Raw genomic sequence first — 18,841 nt, forward strand, 5'->3', positions numbered from 1 at the left:
TGTTATTTAAGTGTATTTATATCGATTACTTTCGGCTGTTGTGATTCATGTTTATGCTCCGGTCCCACGAACAGGTGCATATTTTTGAATACAGCTCGACCAAGGCGGTTCTTCGGAAGCATACCTCTCACGGCATGTTCAAGTATTCTCTCGGGGAAACGAACCATCTCTTGTGCGGGAGTTGAAGTTCTTTGTCCTCCGGGATACTGCGTGTGTCTACGATACACTTTGTCGGTTAATTTCTTTCCAGTGAAGACTACTTTCTCCACGTTGATAATGATTACATTGTCTCCGCAATCTACATGGGGAGTGTAACTGGGTTTGTACTTGCCTCTCAACAGTTTCGCAACTTTAGCGGCAAGACGTCCCACAACTTGATTCTCAGCGTCAATCACAATCCATTCTTTTTGGGCTGTGGCTTTGTTGACGTAAGTTGTTTTGTAACTAATCTGATCCACTTCTTTTTTAATTTATTATTAAACTTCTGTTTGTATTTTTTCGTGGTTACTCTCGCGTCCTTTCATCCGGTTAAAAACAACGAGGTTTATCGGGCAAACTATTAGTTTTCAACGGAATCAGAAGCATCACGGGGAGCATGGCTAAGGTATTCCTCGCGAATTTTCGAGCATTCCACTCCAAAATGAGGGGCAAAAGTACACAAAAATCTTTGAACTCCAAAACATTCCGTGAAAATTCGAGGGCGAAGTGGGGGCGGTGGCAAATGTTTTATGTTGAAAATTGTATGACGTTCTACCCGGTACCTATTTTAATTCGGTAACAATTGGGTATGAATTCCGGTTCACTACCGTTTATAATATTTTAGTTCAGCTTTATAAATACTATATGAACGCTATTTATAATAGGGTTCATATAGGGTTCGTATAGCGTTTCTATAGCGTTCATTACGGAAGTGAACCGGAATTCATACGAAAATTATATTGTATTCCGGTAGGATTTCTTACTGTTTTGAGTTTTTATTGGAACTGTCATTGTTGTTTTATATATCCCAAGATGGGTTGAGCGGGTGACAATAAAAGAGGGAAAAATTAGCCCGTTGCTTTTTGGGAAGAAAGGTATCTTGGGTTCTCGGAGAGAGTGCGGTTGTTAATTGAATCTCTCTTTGGGGATGAATTTATTGCATTTTGTGTAGCAGGTGAAGATGCCCATAGCCCCTTGTATGTTGCCGACGAGGGGGACGGGAGTCGTGATGCTCCCCTGGTTGGCTAGTTTCACGAGATAACCTTTCATCAGGTTCGGGAACTAGGGATGCCAAGTGCGGGAATTGTTTTTCCCTCCTGCGCTTTTGGGCGTATACCAAATTCCGCTAATAGCATCTTTTCGTAGTATTTTCTATCCCAGGTTATTTGTAATAATGTTTGTAAAATAGTTTAAGATGATAAAAAAGGAATAAAATGGAGCTCATTGAATAAGCTCCATTTTGGTTATATGAATCAGTATATTATCATGTTAAAAATCAGTGAGATCAAGTAAGTCAATGGTAAATTTTCCTCCTCCAAGGGGTGAATTTGTTTGGTCATATACAATTAGATCTAGCTCGAAACTTATAGGAGGCATGTTTGGGTTGAAATTTAAAGTTATTTCTAGTATGATGCGTTCACCTATTTTGTGGGGAAAGCTCGAAAGGTGACCTGCATCGGGTATTGGAATATTGACAGATGCACCCAAAATATGGGCGATACCTTTTACGGAAGGAAATATAACTTCATGTGGGGCGATCATTTCTACGATAATGCTTGTGGATCCTCCTGGGTACGATACAATAGTATGTTCGTCAACTCCGTCAGGTGCAAAGACATAATCAAATGGAGGGATGTTGTCTATAGCCCAAGGTTGAAAGCTATAAGAAAATGTTCCAGTTAAAAGTAAAATGGAGAGTAAGGTAATGTATTTTTTCATAATGGTATTTTAATAAGAAACTAGATTCGTGATATTTGGGAGTTATGCTCGGATATAAATCTATGGGAGATTAAAGTGTGGAGGTTCGTTCATGATGTTTTTAATTAGTAAAAATTGACAGATGAAATAATACGAAAAAAACATAATTAATCAATGTAAAAAGAATAGTTTAATCAAGTTTTTTTATTTTTGAAGAAAATGTATTTTATGAATCTTTATAGGTTGAATATTGTTACAACGTATAGTTGTAAATTGTTGACAAGGAGTATTTTGTTCCGAATTTTCCTGTTCGTGTCATGTTGTTTTATTTTGTTTTTCCAATTGTATTACCAGAGTTCTTTGTTTGGTAGAAATATGTCGGGAATGTTTTCCTTGGATTCTTTTATTCCATTCATGAATTTTTATTTGTTGGTGCTTTTTCAAACAATTGCCATTATTTTCTTGTCTGTAAATGTTTTAAATAGGAAGAATGGATTAGATACTGCAGATACTTTTTATTGTCGTTCGGAAAGTAACACGGAATATGTTTGGGGGATGTGTCTAGGAATTATTCGTGCATTTCTTTTGACCGCAGTAGGTTTCGCGATTATTTCTGGCGTGATACAATCTTTTTTTAGTTTGACCCATTTAAATATATTGCTGTATATATTTTATTTGTTGTTGTTTTTCTTGCCTTCGTTGGTTTTTGCACTTGGTTTTTTCGTGTTTCTTTCTGTTCTGTTGCGGAATAGTATATTGATAGTGCTGTTATTTTTACTTTTAGGATTAGGGGTGTTTTGTATTGAAGGGACGAGATATGGTGTTTTCGATTTTTTAGCCCTTAAATTGCCTAACACATTTTCGGAGGTAATGGGTTTCCCGAATATGAGTGAATACGTTTTACAACGGGTGTGTTGGTTATTTCTGGGGTTAGGTTTTATTCATTTGACAACTATTTTTTTTGATCGTATTCCCAATAATCCGAAGAGAAAACGGAAAATCTTAGGGTCTATTTTGCTACTTGGCATTGGTGTTTTCACGGGAGCTGCCTTTTGTTTGATGCGTTGTAAAATTTCCTCGGAACGTCAACAATTTGCACGTGTGTACGATAAGTATTCGCGAATGGAGAATGTCACGATGCTTGAACAGAACATACAATACAAACAAGAAGGAACAAAGATGGATATCTTGACGAGTCTTTTCGTGCAAAATCAGATAGGGCAGGTTCTTGATAGTTTCATATTGTATTTGAACCCGGCACTTGAGGTTGTTTCGTTGAAGAGTGACGGTCGGGATGTTGCATTTGAGCGAGAGGGGCAAGTCATTCGAGTTCAAAAAAATCTTGCTCCCAATGATTCAATCGGTTTACAGTTAAAATACGGGGGAAAGATCAATGGAAATGTTTGTTATTTGGATGTTCCGGGTAAAGACATAGAGGATCCTGGGATGAACGGGCGATTCCCATTCTATTTCGGGAAGAATTATTATTTTCTGAATGCTGATTTTACTTTATTGATTCCTGAAGTTTTATGGTATCCGGTGGCACATCCGCCCGTGAATCCAAGTTCCCCGTATAGTGTGCCTAGAGATTATGTGCGTTTTACATTGGACGTGATTAATCCTGGAAATAGAACAGTTATATCACAAGGGGAGGAAACGCGGGGGGAAGATCATGTGTTATTTCGTAATTCTTCCAAGATGCAAGGGATTTCTCTTTGTATGGGGGATTATAAAACGACATCTATGACAGTGGATTCCGTAACTTATACATTGAACTTGTTTAAAAAGCATATTTCGATTTTAGATTGGTTTTCAAATATAGATTCTTGTTTTCTTGCCAGTTGTTTGAGGAATTATATGGATGAGAAGGAGAATGAATTAAACCGGGTTTACCCGTTTGAACGTTTGATTTTGACGGAGGTTCCCGTGTCATTTGCATCTTATATTAGGAATGGAAATGATAAAACAGAATTTGTACAACCAGAATTGGTGTTTTTGCCGGAAAAGGGGGTAGGAATAAGAGCAAAAAAAGGAAAATTGTCCAGCCGGGGATTTACAGCATTGTTGGATAAGTATTTTTTTGATTATCATTCTAAAGAGTTGGGGATGTTTGAGAATGTTTTTGGTTCTCTATGGAAAAAAGAAGTGAATTTCGCGTCGTATTTTTATAAGGAATACGATTACGATAATTATTTAACTCCCCATAATCCATACCGTCTTTCATCGCTATTCCTGCCTCATACTTTTATGGTGAGTGATGAATATCCATGTATGAATATTATTGCCCATTTGGCACTGAGAGGTAAGGGAATGGATGAGTTAAATGATTACGCTTATACCCGGGATGCTTTAAATTATTTATCGTCGAATAGTTTAAGTGATGCTTTAAGTGACAAGGGGCTTGCTGCTCCCGTGTTGTTCAAAATATTGGCATTGAAATCCAGGCAGTTTATAAATATGGCGTCAGCGGTTTGTGGTGTGCCTAATGATTCGGTAATCTCTTTTGTGGGGAGTTATATGGATAAACACAAGTTTGAAAATTGTTCTTTTTCGCATTTTTGCAAGCATTTTAATAGGCGTTTTCAGGTAGAATTAGCGGATTATTTAGAGCTTTGGTTTAATCAAAGAGGTTTGCCTAATTTGATTGTTCGGGATTGTTTTGTCCGGTTGATTAGAAGTTCGGGAGAGAGCGGTAGCGGCAATCCTTTGTATGTCCAGTTTAAAGTGTATAATGATAGTGATGTGGATGGAGTTGTTTCCGTGGAGGCTGTTAAAGGCAACGCCGCCAGTATGTTTATGATTTTTGCGGAGGCTGTTTCAAATGATCCAAATTTTTCTTTTAACCGACATTACTATGTCAAGGCGGGAACGGGATTAGACGTGGCATTTGTTTTAACAGCCTCTACCCGGTTGGTCATAAACACAAATCTTTCAAACAATATTCCCGTATCATTGTCATTTCATGAGGATATGAATGCGGATGTCATGGATTATTCTGAATATATACATACTGTTAATAGGGAAGAATTTTACGGGAGTACCGATGAGGTTCTTGTCGATAATAGGGATACTAGTTTTAACATGGTTCATCCTTATTGGCCGAAACTTAAGGATTTGTTTGTTGAGAATAATAGGAATTATCCCAAGTACAAAAGTGAGGTGATGGTGGTTCAACCGCCCAAGGCATGGGAGGAATATATTAGTTATGATGCGTACGGGGATATCGTGAAAAGTGCTGTATGTTGTGAGGCTGGAAGCGGGGGATCTCGAATAGAGTGGTATGCAAGTATAGAGAAGGAGGGAACTTATGAATTGTTTGTTCATATCCCTAATATTGTTTTTATACAGGATGGTAAAGCTAGTGTGTCGGATCAGAATCGTGTTATAGAACAAGAATATTTGATTAGTTGTGAAAATGGTAAAGAAATTCGATTAGAAAAGAATATTGCTGGGCAAAAAGGATGGCTCTCTCTAGGGAAATATAATTATTCTTCCGGGCTACATCATATTTTCTTGACTAATAAGGGAAGATCAAAACAATCTATTGTTGGGGATGCCGTGAAATGGGTTTATGGGGAAGACAGGATTGCAAAGTAGTGTTATTGGAATTTTTCTCTTGGGATGAATTTATTGCATTTCGTGTAGCAGGTGAAGATGCCCATAGCCCCTTGTATGTTGCCGACGAGGGGGACGGGAGTCGTGATGCTCCCCTGGTTGGCGCTGTTTGCCTCGTAGAGGGAAATTTGATAATTGTAGCAGTCCTCAGTGATGCGCATCAAGGTGATGAATACCCCGTCGGCTTCCTCGATTTCCTGGCATCTGATTGTTTTTTCGATCGATGCGCCGGGGGAATAGCGGGATAAGTCGAGATAGGTGGTTTCTTTTTTCAATACCGGGTCGTCACGGTCGCTTTTTCGGGCTTGCATACTGAAAATATAGTAATTCTGCTTGGGGTTGCGGGAAGTTTGAAACGTGATTGTCGCGGAATTGTTTGTCCCGGAAACGGAATATGAGGCGATTTCGATGGCATCCGGGACTGCCGTTTTTGCCGTGATATGTTCGTTCTCGGGGGTAAGGATGCTCAGGAATAGAGAATCGATCCCGTAGTTTGCCAAGCGGGTCATGTGCTGGTAATTGCCTAGGAAGGAGAGGGTGCCGGGCACGGGTTCCAGGCGAATCACGGTGTCGGCTTTGATCGATACGTCCAGATCGACTGCGGCTCCCGGGTCGATGGTTTCGGTGAGGGGGAGTATTTTTGCCGCATTGAGTGTGTAAGATTTGTCTGGGATGCAGTAGCACTCGATAAAGTAACCGGAGATGGCTCCCATGTTCTTGATGGGGAGTTCTTCTTCGGGCATACAGGAGAATAAACTCGCGAGTATTAATATGGAGATCATCTTCCTCATACGTGCTTACCAGTTAATGCGCAGTGAAAGGTAAGGAATAAATGGTAACATTACCTTAGATTTCGGGATAATTTTTGTTAAGTTTTGGCTGGTTTCCGTTTGGAAGTAGACGAACGAGGGGTTCGACTGGTTGTACACGTTGTATGCCCCGATGCTCAGTTTGTAGAAAGTCTTCTTGCCGCTGAATTTGTAGTCCAAACTGGCGTCCAACCGGTGGTTGTCCGGTAATTTGTAATTATAGCGGTCTGTATAGACGGGGATCAGCACGGGATTCTCGCCCGTTTGGATTTCCGTGATGTTTTGGGCTACCACCATGCCTTTGGGGAAAGTGGTGTATACCCCGGAGGAAAATGTCCAAAGCGTGTTCAGCAGGAGTCGGGGGGAGATCTCGTACGACAGGTTCAGAACGACGTTGTGCTTCACGTCGTACGGGGGATTGAACGATTTGCCGTTGTTGATTTCGGCAAACTTGCGCTTGGATTCCGATAGGGTGTAGTTTGCCCGCACGTATAGGGCGTGATGGTTTAGCGTGAGGTCGAATTCCATGCCCTTGGCGTAACCTTTGCCTTGTATCAGGTTGTCAGTCAAGGCGGAGTATTCGGTTTGGATATCAGAAGCGAAGTCCTTCACGTGGCGCATATCCTTGTAGAATACCCCGGCGTAGAGGGAAAGGAGTTGCCCGATTTCTTGATTTATCCCGATGGAATACTGGTGGCAGGTAGCGGGTTTTGTGCCTTTTGCCAATGGGTACCAGATGTCGATGGGGGTTTTTACCGTGAAATAGGGATAAAGGCTAAGGTATTGGACGGTTTTCGCGTAGTCTGCCCATAAAGTGAGTTTGTTGAACGTGTAGCTGATTTTCGCCCGGGGGGAGAACGTGTGGGTGTGGGTGTCTCCGCGATAATACTGGTAGTTTGCCCCGACATTCAGCATGAAGTTGTGGTTTAACTGGTAGTTTATATCCAGGTATATTTCATATAAATTGAAGTCCTTGTCTGAACTTTTTATTAGCAGGTCTTCCCTCTCGTTGGATTTGTTTGCCGTTTCGAAACGGGAATACTCGAATTTGCCGCCCGTGTTTATATTTATGTTATCGGAAAGCTTGCGGGCGTAGGATACTTGTCCCAGCAAGGCGTAATGGCGGTTGCCGCCTCCCATGGGGATGCTGCCGGATGCGTCGCCCTCGCTGTACGTGTTTTTGCTACCGAATTGGAAGTCCCATTGTTCCCATGAAGTGGGGGTGTAGGATGCGTTTATGTTGCCGGAGAGCGTGTGCCAGTCGAACACGTATTGAATGTGGTCGCTGATTTTCATTTTCATGTGATCGATGGAGAAAAGACCGAATGCGGAGGCTTTCCACTTGTCCGAAAGGCGTGAATCTATACTTGCGGTAATATCACTGAAAGAGTACTCCGGCATATAGTTAGGATTCCGGTTGTCCTTCATGGAACGATTGTATAGCTTAGATATGTGTTGCAGGTAGGAGGTGCGGGCGGAAACGGCAAAAGAAGTGTGGTTTTTCAGCAGGGGACCTTTGGCTTTGAGGGCGGAGGACACGAGTCCTATGGTGACTTCGCCCTCGTGTTTGTTCTTGTTGCCCGGGTCGGGACGCATATTGATGTAGGAGGAGAGGAAGCTGTTGTACCGGGCAGGGAATCCGCTCTTGAAGAGGGTGGAGTTGCCCAGGATGTAGGGGTCGAAAGTGGAAAGGATGCCGGTCAGGTGGTCGGGATAGGCGATGACCATGTTGTTAATCAGGAATCCGTTCTCGTTGCTGTTGCCCCCGCGGACGTAAATTCCCGAGTTCAGTGCGTTGGTAGTCACGATGCCAGGCATGGTGGCGAGGTATTTCAGAATGTCCTGTTCCCCTAGTATGGCTGGAATCCGTTCGATGTTTTTTATGGACGAGAGGACACGCCCGCTTGCCGGCAGAGCTCTGACGACGACTTCTTTCAGGTTGTTGTGTTTGTTCCGCAACGTGATGACGAAGGGAGCGTCGCTTTTTGTCAGCTTGTAAGTTTCACTTTTGTAGTTGATGTGTGAAAATTCCAGCGTGCAGGGGATGTCGCATTCCAGGCGGAAATACCCCAGCGAGTCGGTGGTGGTGCCGTTTTTGTTGTCCATGCAATAGATATTTACCCCGCTCACGGGTTCGCCCGAGTTGGCAATGACTTTCCCCATGACGATTGTCTGGGCGTCGAGGGAAACAGGAATAAATAGGAGCAGGATAACAAACCATTTCACCATACGTGCAACCATTGTGATTCTGAAACTTTACAAATGTAGTAAACAAATTAGTAGAATCATGGTCGGGGGTGTGAATAAATGTTGTTATTTTGCAGATTAACAGTAAAACTCATGTCATGGGAATATATGTACACGTACCTTTTTGCCGGAGTAAATGTTTTTATTGCGGCTTTTATTCGGTGGCTTCGTTGAAGCTGAAGGAGGCTTACCTGGGGGCAGTTGAGCGGGAAATAGCCTTGCGGGAGGGGTATCTGCCGGAGCGGCGGGTGAGTACGGTTTACTTCGGCGGGGGCACTCCCTCGTACTTGGAGCGGGGGGAGCTGCAGCGGATTGTCGATGCGCTGGAACGGCATTACGATATTTTGCCGGGGGCGGAACGGACGATCGAGTTGAACCCGGAGGATTTGACCCGGGAGCGTTTTGCGGGAATCCGGGATATGGGGTTTAATCGGTTGAGTGTTGGGGTACAGTCGTTTTCTGATGATCATTTAAAGCAAATTAACCGGACACACACGGGCAGGCAGGCGATGGAGGGGGTACGGTTGGCGGCAGATATGGGGTTTGACAATATCAGCGTGGATTTAATTATCGGTTTGCCGGGACAGACGGAGGGGGAGTTGCTGGAGGATATGGCTGTTGTAAATCGTTTGCCCATAAAGCATTTATCGGTTTATATGTTGAGTATTGATTCAAATACGGTTTTTGAGGTGATGGTTCGGCAGGGGAAATTCAAGCTGGAGGATGAGGAGGTGATGGCACGACGTTATGGTGTAGTGTGTAAATGTTTGAAGGATATGGGTTTCGAACATTACGAGATCTCGAATTTTGCCCGTGAGGGGAAATACTCGTTTCACAATACTTCGTATTGGCAGCAAAAGCCTTATATCGGGTTCGGACCATCGGCGCACTCGTATGATTTGCATTCCCGGCAATGGAATACGGCGAATTTGAAAACTTATATAGAGAGTTTAGGTGATGGTATATTGTCTTTTGAAAAAGAGGAGTTAACGGACGTGGATTTGTATAACGAATACGTGATGACGAATTTGCGGACGATGTGGGGGATCGATACAGCGAAGGTCGAGGGGGAATACGGGATGTTTTGGCAACAGGTCGGTGGGGCGTTGCGGAAATACCTGGATTCCGGCGACCTGGTGGAGCGGGACGGGAAATTGCGAATCAGCGAATCGGGGTGGGTGATTTCCGATGCGATACTGAGTGATTTGTTCGTGGTGTAAAGTTGAACGCAGGGTTTGAGGCGGGAGAAAATGTTCGCATGGAGGGGGAAAATCTAAAATCTAAAATTTAAAATCTAAAATCTATGAGCTTTTGGCTGTAGCATAGTGGAAAAAATACTATTTTTGCAGTGTAAGTTTAATATTTAAATGTTTTTTAGATGAAAACAAGTAGAATGTCAGTCAAAGAACTGTTGCAATCAACGGATTGCGGTAAAGAGGTTGAGGTTAAAGGATGGGTAAGAACCAAACGCGGTAATAAACAAGTAAATTTTATCGCGTTGAATGACGGCTCTACGATCAATAATATACAGGTGGTGGTTGATATGGAGAAGACTCCGGATGAGTTGATGAAGAAAGTGACGACGGGGGCGGCTATTCACGTGAAAGGTTTGCTTGTGGAAAGCACGGGAAGCGGGCAGGCTCACGAGATTCAGGCTTCGGAGGTTATCGTGTTGGGCGAGGCTGACCCGGACAAATACCCGATTCAACCGAAGAAGCATAGCCTGGAATTCTTGCGGGAGGTGGCGCACTTGCGTTTCCGCACGAATATTTTCGGGGCGGTTTTCCGTATTCGTCACGCGATGGCTTTCGCTATCCACAAGTATTTTAACGACCACGGGTTCTATTACCTGCACACGCCGTTAATTACGGCTTCCGATTGCGAGGGAGCGGGCGAGATGTTCCGTGTGACGACGTTGGACGCGGTGAATCCGCCTTTGCTGGAAGACGGGAGCGTTGATTTCAGGCAGGATTTCTTCGGGAAGTCGACGAACTTGACGGTGAGCGGTCAGCTGGAAGGTGAATTGGGAGCCATGTCCTTGGGACGTATTTATACTTTCGGACCTACTTTCCGCGCGGAGAATTCGAACACGACACGCCATTTGTCGGAATTCTGGATGGTTGAGCCGGAAGTGGCTTTCTATGATATTAACGATAACATGGATTTGGCGGAAGACTTCTTGAAATATTTGATCCGGTATGCCTTGGATAATTGCATGGATGATTTGCAGTTCCTGAGCAAGCGTTTGCAGGAGGAGGAGAAGGACAAGAAGGCGGAAGAGCGTTCCATGGAGTTGATAGAGAAGTTGCAATTCGTGTTGACCCATGATTTCGAGCGGGTGACTTACACGGAAGCGATCGATATTTTGATGAACAGCAAGCCGAATAAGAATGGCAAGTTCCAGTACCCGGTGACGGGTTGGGGCGTGGATTTGCAGAGCGAGCACGAGCGCTACCTGGTGGAGAAACACTTCAAGAAACCGGTGATCCTGACGGGGTACCCGAAGGAGATCAAGGCTTTCTATATGAAGCAGAACCCGGACGGGAAGACCGTGGCGGCGATGGATGTGCTTTTCCCGCAGATCGGAGAGATTATCGGAGGGTCGCAGCGTGAAGAGAATTACGATAAGCTGGTAACCCGTATGCAGGAAGTCGGGATTCCGGTGTCCAGCATGTGGTGGTATCTGGATACAAGACGTTTCGGTTCTGCCGAGCATAGCGGTTTCGGTTTGGGATTCGAGCGTTTGTTGTTGTTCGTGACCGGAATGGGGAATATCCGAGACGTGATTCCATTCCCGCGTGCGCCGAAGAATGCTGAATTTTAATTTTTAGATAGGATAAGGATGCTCAAGCAGAATTTACAACAGAAATTGGGATTGAAAATCAATCCGTTGCAGATCCAGCTGATAAAGCTGCTTGAGCTTCCCACGTACCAACTCGAGCAGAGGATAAAAGAGGAGTTGGAGTCGAATCCCCTCCTGGAGGAGGGCGAGGAGAAGCCCGAGCCGGAGGTTGATATCAAGGAGGACGGGGATGAGGTGGATTACGATGAGAATACGCCGGAAGAGGAGGAATATGAACACGCGGATGACGAGTTTTCGCTGGATGATTATATTAGCGACGAGGATGATATCCCGGATTACAGGTTGACGGCTTCGAACGCGTCTAAAGATGATGATGCGCGGGAGTTTATGCTTTCGGGAGGAATCTCGTTCCGGGAGAATCTCGTGGAACAGCTAGGGACGCAGCATTTGTGCGATTTGGATCGTAAGATTTGCGAGTACATTATCGGTAATATTGATGACGACGGTTATTTGCGCCGGGACGTGGAGAATATCGTGGATGACCTGGCTTTCGGTGCAGGGGTCGAGGTGGACGACCGGAAGATCGAGTCGCTGTTGAAGGTGGTGCAATGCTTTGATCCGCCGGGCGTAGGGGCAAGGGATTTGCGCGAGTGCCTGTTGTTGCAGGTGAAGCGCCGTTTGACGGAAGCGTCTTCTCCCGCGTTGCTGAATGCCCGTGTGATCCTGGAAGATTATTTCGAGGAGTTTTCTAAAAAGCATTACGAGAAGATCTCGAAGCGGATGAAGATTTCGGACGAGGAGTTGAAGGTGGCGGTGGACGAGATTCTGAAATTGAACCCGAAGCCGGGAGGACAGATATCCGATTCGTCGGTTCCGGGGGCAGAGAAGATTATCCCGGATTTTAACCTGGATATCGTGGACGGGGAGTTGCAGCTTAGCTTGAACACGGGGGATGTGCCCGAGTTGCGCTTGAACAAGTCCTACGTGAATATGCTGGAGGATTACCAGAAGAATTCTAATTCACGGGAGAAGAAGGATGTAGTTTCTTTCGTGAAGTATAAATTGAGTTCTGCCCGTTCGTTTATCGATGCCGTGCAGCAGCGGAATAACACGTTGATGTTGACGATGACGGCTATCGTGCAATTTCAGAAACAATTCTTTATGACGGGGGACGAGAGCAAGTTGAAACCGATGATTTTGCGGGATATTGCCGATATCACGGGATTGGATGTTTCTACTATTTCTCGGGTTTCCAATTCAAAATATATTCAGACGTGGTTCGGGATTTATTCTTTGAAGCAATTCTTCTCGGGCAGTATGCCGACGAGTAGCGGGGAGGAAGTGAGCACGGGTGAGCTCAAGAATGTGCTGAAGGATATCGTGGAAAGTGAAGATAAGCGAAAACCGTTCACGGATGATGAATTGGTGGATTTGATGAAGGATAAAGGCTACCAGATTGCCCGGCGGACGATAGCGAAGTATCGCCAGTTGTTGGATATTCCGGTTGCCCGTCTTCGTCGTGAAGTTTAATATGATTTTTTGATATGAAATTATTTGCATGGAGTGTGTCGGTGCTCTTTCACCCGTTGTTGTTGCCGTTGTATATGTTGTTTGTTACGTTTAATTCCGATACTATTTTTTCAGGAATCCCGGATTACACGCAGAATATGTCTTATTTGTTGACATTACTGGGGGTGACATTGTTGCCGCTGGCGAGTCTTCCGTTGTTGAAATGGCTGGGACTGGTCGGTGATTATCAGTTGAGGCATAAACAAGATCGGGTTTTTCCGGTGCTTGCCACGGTGATAGGGGCTTTCCTGGTGTTTTACCTTTCCCGGAATTTGCCGTTCTCGAATATCGTGCGGGAGTTGTATTTGATTATGGTGATTCTGCTTTCCGGGTTCATGATCGTGACGATGCGCTGGAAGATGAGCATGCACATGACGGCGATCGGGGCGTTGTGCGCTTTTGTTTTTATCCTGGGGATGAAGTATTTCGGGGAGGTGATTAATTTGTTGCCCCTGCTGATCCTGATCGCGGGTGTGCTGGCATTCTCGAGGCTGTATCTGAAACGTCACACGCCGGCACAGATTTATGCCGGGTTTATTTACGGGGTGATCGTGGTCAGCCTGTTGTTTAATAAAGGGTAATCCAGATATCTTCTTGTTTTAGTTGGATAGCCAGTTCATTTCTTTTTTTTGTGGCTTCTTGTTTGTCGGGATTGTTCGCGATGCTTACCCGGTAACGTTGGTCTTTGGTGATGATCCGGGCATCGTTGTATCCCAGGGCTTTTAGCCGGGCAACGTCTTCCCGTGCCAGTTTTTCGTTGGGATGGCTTGCCACGATGATATGATAGCTTTTGGCGGGAGTTGCGGGTTTGACGGTCTGTGACACGCTGGGAGCCGTTTTAACTTCCGCGGTAGTTTCCCGTGTCGGGGTCTTGACAGGTGAAGTCGCCTCGGTGTTTGCCGGGGGGAGTTCTCGTTTTACATTTACGGTAGTCAGGTTGTTGGGACTCATTTTATCACGCTGGCAACCCGATAGGAATAGCAAAGCGATAAAAGACAGAAATGAAACGAATTTCATGGTTATTCAATTATTTGACAGGATGTATCCAAGCTTCTTCGTTACCGGGGATTTTGTGAAGTTTCCGAACCGCGGTGACGGCTTCCTGGTGGGTGGCATACCCTTCATAAGCGACCAGGTACAGGTTTTCAAAATAGGGCATGACTAAAGCGTTTTTGTATCCCTCTTTCTGAAGTTTTTCACATAGGCGATCCGCGTTATTCTTGTATTCAAAACACCCGGTAATGAGGAAGTAGGCGGGAGCTGCCTTTACGGGCTCAACCTTTGGTTCTTCCTTGTTAACGTAAACGGTGTCTTTAACTATAATTGTTTCTTTTTGAACCGTTTGTACGGTTTCTTTTTTGACCGTTTTCTCCGCGCATGAGGAGAAAAGAGTGGCTAGAATAACAAGCGTGTGGAATAAATATGCTTTCATATCCAGTGATATTTGTAATTTATCATGCCAAGATACGAACAAATTTATTGTTAGTAAAGTATTTTCCTCTATTTTTGTGTTGAATGTAAGAATTTCTAATTAGCTATATCGGTTATGAATAAAATTATTGGCATTTTGTTGCTCTTGTTTGTTGCGGCGTCCTGTAAGGAGGAGGCGGAACCTATCGTGAAAATCTCGACGAATTACGGTGATATGCGAATCCGTTTGTACGAGGGAACTCCCAAGCACCGGGATAATTTCATGAAATTGGTTAAAGAGAATTTTTATGATAGCTTGTTGTTTCATCGGGTGATTGATCATTTTATGATTCAAGGCGGCGACCCGACTTCCAAGAATGCCGCCCCGGACGTGATGCTGGGAGAAGGTGATGTCGGCTACCGGGTGGATGCCGAGTTCCAATTGCCGAAATATTTTCACAAGAAGGGGGCTTTGGCTGCCGCCCGTGAAGGCGATCAGGTAAACCCGGAACGGGCTTCGAGCGGAGCTCAGTTTTATATTGTCCAGGGACGAGTGTATGAGCCGGAGGAATTGGCTACCGTGGTACAAAGTATTAATGGAAGACGTAAATTGGCGTTGTATAATAGCTTGAAAATGCAGTATGTAGATGAGTTTAACCGTTTGCAAGAGGCGAATGATACCGCCGGGATTACGGCATTGTCGGAGAAATTGACTCAGGCGTGTGACAGCCTATTCGTGAACGAGGAACTCGTGCTGACGGAAGAACAGAAAAAAGCCTACACGACGGTAGGGGGTACACCGCATCTGGACGGGCAATATACCGTTTTCGGCGAGGTGATCGAGGGATTGGACGTGCTGGATAAGATCGCCGCCGTGAACACGGGAAGGGCTGACCGCCCGGTGAAGGATGTGGTGATTTATAGTGTGAGGAAGGAGTAAGAGATTGTAAAGCCAATTTATTGGTTGCTATATTTGAACAAAGGATTGGGATATAACACTTAACTATATCCCGAGTTTAAAATTATCATTTGTACAAAATTGTGGATATTCCCATAAATAAAGCGCCCACTAAAAGTGTTTAACTTTTAAGGGGCGTTTCATTATATTCTAGCCTCTAATTTTTGTACACGAGAAATCTTTTCATTTTTAACAGTGTCATGTATTGCATAACACTATTTTTTATTTATACCTTTGTTTTGTACTAAAAATAAATCTTACAATCATGAAAACAACTGCTTTAAAAACAGCGATCTATTACGAAGGGAAGCTGGTAAGAAGAAATTGGTTGTTCTATTTCTTCATTTTCGGGGTATTGTGCATATTAGGTATTCTTGTCCCATGGGGACGGGATTGGATTTCGTGGGAGGACGTTGTATTTGCGTCTTCAATGCCTTTACGTGGAATTTATTTTTTGAATCTATTTCAATCATTAATCGTCGCCTTTATTATCTGTGATGTCACAAGAAAGCAAAGGAAAGCAGAAACTCGGGAGGTGCTTTCTACACGACCTATCGGCAACGGACAATCTCTCCTCGGGGGATTTTTAGGTATTCTTATACCGTTTTTGGCAGTAGATGTGATTTTCATGATTGCCTGCGTGCTTATTAATATAGCCATTCCCGATTCGCCTGTTAATCTCTGGGTATATCTTTTTTATCTTCTCACACGCGTGTTGCCCTCGCTCGTTTTTGTCACCGGGTTGTCTTTGTTTGTAAACAGGTTGGTCAAACTTCCTTTTATCAGTTGGTCTATCCTGATTGGTTTTCTCTATTTCTCGTATAGTTTTTTGACAACACCTCTTCACGGGATGCTGGATTTTCGGGGAAGTTTGCAGACGGATGTTTTTTCCACCATGGTTGGGTTCTCGGGTATAGGGGATTACTTGCTCCAGCGAGGCGTTTTTTTACTATTGGGGATCAGTTTGTTTTATTTCTCCGTTTCCCTTATGAAGAGGTTGCCCGAAGCTCCTCGTCGGAAACCTTATTTTATCGTTTCCGCCACTTTGCTTTTGGTGTTTTCCCTCGGGTTAGGATATATTTATATTAATAAGTTTCAAACCCGCTTGAATAACAGAAGCGCGTATCGCGAAACGTTTCTTGCATACAACGAATACCCCACGGCACGTGTGCTCATGCATGACCTCGCGTATCGTCCCGGGGGAGATCAGTTCTCGGTAACAAGCCGAATGAGTATCCAAAACCAGAAAAAAGTGAAGATGGATCAGTTTTTACTCTTTTTAAACCCGGGGTTGAAGATTAACAAGATTGAATCCGACGGACAAAATGTTCCCTTTCGCAGGGAGCACCAGATCATTATTATCGAACGTCCCTTGGTTCCCGGCGAAACTATCGAATTAGCGATAGACTACGAGGGAGGCATTGACGAGGATGTTTACCAGATAAATGTTTCCGACGAGAATTTCTTCTCCTTCGACATTCCTTATTCATACCATGAAAATTATGGCAAACGCAGGGCTTTCGTTTCCGATGGATTCACGCTACTTGTACCGGAAGTGATGTGGTACCCGACGACAGTTCCTCCCGTCGAATTTCAAGCGTCTAAAGAGATTAATTTCACAAGTTACACCCTTCATGTTGAGAATCCGGGAGGAATGACCGTTTTATCGCAAGGAGAACCTGTGAAAGAAGGAGATGACGTTACATTCAATAATTTACAAGATTTGACCAAGTTGACTCTTTGCATGGGGAAATACGAGAAAAGAGCGATCACCATCGATTCTGTGGTCGTGGAGTTTTACACGTACCCGGGAAATGATTTCTACATGAAGTATTTCGATGAGTGGGAAGCGCTGAAAAAAGATAATCCAAACCGAGAGGAAAAGTTAACGGAAATATCGAAGCAATGCAAGGATGTTATCGAGGGGGGCAAGCCTAATCCTTACCCCTTTAAATATTTAAAATTGGTCGAAGTACCCGCATCCTTGTACTTTTCAGGCTCAAATTCATTCAGAGATAATGTTCAACCGGAAATAGCACTTTTCGGTGAAAGATTATACGAGGTTGAAACCACGCATCCCAGTACTTTTACCGGTCAGCCTGACAGAGGCATAAGCGTGCAAGATTTTCTGCTGAACTATAAGATTCCTTTCATTTTAGACCAGATAGGCGTAGGGCATATTTTCTCGGATTACAATAGCAGCCTCACGTCTGACACGTATCAGGGCATAGACCAAATATTCAGGCAAATGATGAATCCAAAAGAAATTAGAGGTGGCGTGACTCCGAAAATGTTAAATCGTATTGCCGAGAAGGGATTAGAAGGAATTATCACGGAAGGATACAGCAGGGAACAAAGCTCCCTTATTTCTTTAAAGGTTTCTTATTTACTGGGCTATCTTACAACAATAACCACCTGGGATGCCCTAACCCGGTTCATGCAGGAATTTAATGCAAGTACTCGCTTCCGGGAAGTCAGCTTTGATTCGTTTATCGAGGGCTTCGAACAGCGTTTCGGGCAGAATATTAAATCTTACATGGACGAGTGGTACTCGGGACACCAGATTCCATTGTTAACGATAAAAGATCAAACCCGAAAAACGATAGAAGATACGCAAATTATTGAGTTCAAAGTGGGTAATTTCGGTGAGGCGGATGGTATTGTTTCGCTCATTACACGTGAAGGTCGAATCGGTGGCGCAACAATCTGCTACCGTCGAAGCTACCTGATTAAACCCGGGGAATGCAAGCGAATTATCATGTATGAGGATATAGAAAATGAGTTGCAGTTGAGCACTAATTTTTCGGGATGTTTCCCAAGAAACATTTCATTCAATCATGGAGAATCACCATTATCGGGAGCCGAGCCTGCTGAAGGCATTACTTTACTTGAGAGAAATCAATTCTATCCCTCGGGAGAGATCGTTGTTGACAATAAGGACGAAAATTTCCATTTGATCGATTCGGCAGACAATCGAAAACGATTGACCGATCTGGTCAAAAAAGAGGATGAGCGGGAATACATACACTTTGGTAATGTTAGAGCTAACGAGTGGAGTCTTGTTATAGCACAAGAATTTTGCGGTGATCATATTCGCAGTGCTTTTGTAAAAAAAGCCGGCACGGGAAAGTTCAAAGCGGAATGGGTGGCAAACCTTCCAGAAGCGGGCAAATATGAGATATTTATCTATAGACCTCATCTTAGTGAAGTTGTTGAGGGTCAGATTTATGCAACGGATCACCCTGGGATGAAAAACTACTATACCGTTCATACTCCGGAAGGGAAAGAGGAAATTATCCTCGAAGTTCAAGAAGGAGATTGGTTGCCGGTCAAATTTACCCTACCGGAAGAAGAAGCCTGGGTATCATTGGGTAGATTTACTCTACCGGAAGGGGAATCCCGTGTCGTGTTGGATGACCGGGGAATAGCTCCCATTGAGGTTGAGAAATATCGTAGTACGTATTATCAAATGGTGGTCGCCGATGCTGTCAAATGGGTGAAAATAAAATAATTATTAAATAAAGAGCCCCCCTA

The 18,841-nt window shown here is 44.0% G+C and carries 14 protein-coding genes; 7 read left to right on the forward strand and 7 right to left on the reverse strand.

Annotation, left to right across the window (positions count from 1 at the left end; all coding sequences use genetic code 11):
* Nucleotides 1-2 precede the first annotated feature (2 nt).
* The 3 genes from rplM to A3CY_RS0110840 form a co-directional block, all read right to left on the reverse strand.
* Nucleotides 3-458 (reverse strand): 50S ribosomal protein L13, encoded by a 456-nt coding sequence (rplM, locus tag A3CY_RS0110835; RefSeq protein WP_018337942.1) that lies wholly within the window; start codon nucleotides 456-458, stop codon nucleotides 3-5.
* Nucleotides 459-1,104: 646 nt separating this feature from the next.
* Entirely contained in the window at nucleotides 1,105-1,248 is a 144-nt protein-coding gene (locus A3CY_RS22950; RefSeq protein ID WP_155828269.1) for a hypothetical protein, read from the reverse strand.
* A gap of 219 nt (nucleotides 1,249-1,467) precedes the next feature.
* On the reverse strand, nucleotides 1,468-1,917 hold the full coding sequence (locus tag A3CY_RS0110840; protein ID WP_018337943.1) for a hypothetical protein: 450 nt from the start codon (nucleotides 1,915-1,917) through the stop codon (nucleotides 1,468-1,470).
* Between the two features lie 864 nt (nucleotides 1,918-2,781).
* Here A3CY_RS0110840 and A3CY_RS0110845 point away from each other — a divergent pair.
* Nucleotides 2,782-5,493 (forward strand): M1 aminopeptidase family protein, encoded by a 2,712-nt coding sequence (locus tag A3CY_RS0110845; RefSeq protein ID WP_155828270.1) that lies wholly within the window; start codon nucleotides 2,782-2,784, stop codon nucleotides 5,491-5,493.
* A gap of 2 nt (nucleotides 5,494-5,495) precedes the next feature.
* Here A3CY_RS0110845 and A3CY_RS0110850 read toward each other — a convergent pair whose 3' ends face one another.
* Together A3CY_RS0110850 and A3CY_RS0110855 are read right to left on the reverse strand one after the other, a co-directional pair.
* On the reverse strand, nucleotides 5,496-6,302 hold the full coding sequence (locus tag A3CY_RS0110850) for a DUF4249 family protein (RefSeq protein WP_071595985.1): 807 nt from the start codon (nucleotides 6,300-6,302) through the stop codon (nucleotides 5,496-5,498).
* 6 nt (nucleotides 6,303-6,308) lie between these two features.
* Nucleotides 6,309-8,561, reverse strand: coding sequence for a TonB-dependent receptor (locus tag A3CY_RS0110855; protein ID WP_018337946.1), 2,253 nt, complete (start codon nucleotides 8,559-8,561; stop codon nucleotides 6,309-6,311).
* 104 nt (nucleotides 8,562-8,665) lie between these two features.
* Here A3CY_RS0110855 and hemW point away from each other — a divergent pair, with 104 nt between their 5' ends.
* From hemW to A3CY_RS0110875, 4 genes are all read left to right on the forward strand, one after another.
* A complete protein-coding gene (hemW, locus tag A3CY_RS0110860; protein ID WP_018337947.1) occupies nucleotides 8,666-9,787 on the forward strand; it encodes a radical SAM family heme chaperone HemW in 1,122 nt (373 codons plus the stop codon).
* A gap of 158 nt (nucleotides 9,788-9,945) precedes the next feature.
* Nucleotides 9,946-11,391, forward strand: coding sequence for an asparagine--tRNA ligase (asnS, locus tag A3CY_RS0110865; RefSeq protein WP_026207561.1), 1,446 nt, complete (start codon nucleotides 9,946-9,948; stop codon nucleotides 11,389-11,391).
* 18 nt (nucleotides 11,392-11,409) lie between these two features.
* Nucleotides 11,410-12,900, forward strand: coding sequence for an RNA polymerase factor sigma-54 (gene rpoN / locus A3CY_RS0110870; protein ID WP_018337949.1), 1,491 nt, complete (start codon nucleotides 11,410-11,412; stop codon nucleotides 12,898-12,900).
* A gap of 14 nt (nucleotides 12,901-12,914) precedes the next feature.
* Nucleotides 12,915-13,520, forward strand: coding sequence for a phosphatase PAP2 family protein (locus A3CY_RS0110875; RefSeq protein WP_026207562.1), 606 nt, complete (start codon nucleotides 12,915-12,917; stop codon nucleotides 13,518-13,520).
* Here the strand turns inward: A3CY_RS0110875 and A3CY_RS0110880 are convergent.
* Nucleotides 13,507-13,956, reverse strand: coding sequence for an SPOR domain-containing protein (locus A3CY_RS0110880; RefSeq protein ID WP_018337951.1), 450 nt, complete (start codon nucleotides 13,954-13,956; stop codon nucleotides 13,507-13,509). The two genes, A3CY_RS0110875 and A3CY_RS0110880, sit on opposite strands and share 14 nt — an antisense overlap.
* A gap of 10 nt (nucleotides 13,957-13,966) precedes the next feature.
* Nucleotides 13,967-14,371, reverse strand: coding sequence for an SPOR domain-containing protein (locus tag A3CY_RS0110885; protein ID WP_026207563.1), 405 nt, complete (start codon nucleotides 14,369-14,371; stop codon nucleotides 13,967-13,969).
* A 114-nt stretch (nucleotides 14,372-14,485) separates the two neighbouring features.
* Here A3CY_RS0110885 and A3CY_RS0110890 point away from each other — a divergent pair, with 114 nt between their 5' ends.
* Nucleotides 14,486-15,289 (forward strand): peptidylprolyl isomerase, encoded by an 804-nt coding sequence (locus A3CY_RS0110890; RefSeq protein ID WP_018337953.1) that lies wholly within the window; start codon nucleotides 14,486-14,488, stop codon nucleotides 15,287-15,289.
* Between the two features lie 283 nt (nucleotides 15,290-15,572).
* Nucleotides 15,573-18,818 carry a hypothetical protein gene (locus tag A3CY_RS0110895; RefSeq protein ID WP_018337954.1) on the forward strand — a complete coding sequence of 1,082 codons (3,246 nt, stop codon included), beginning with the start codon at nucleotides 15,573-15,575 and terminating at the stop codon, nucleotides 18,816-18,818.
* Nucleotides 18,819-18,841 lie beyond the last annotated feature (23 nt).

The sequence above is a fragment of the Butyricimonas synergistica DSM 23225 genome, from assembly GCF_000379665.1.
Lineage (GTDB): Bacteria > Bacteroidota > Bacteroidia > Bacteroidales > Marinifilaceae > Butyricimonas > Butyricimonas synergistica.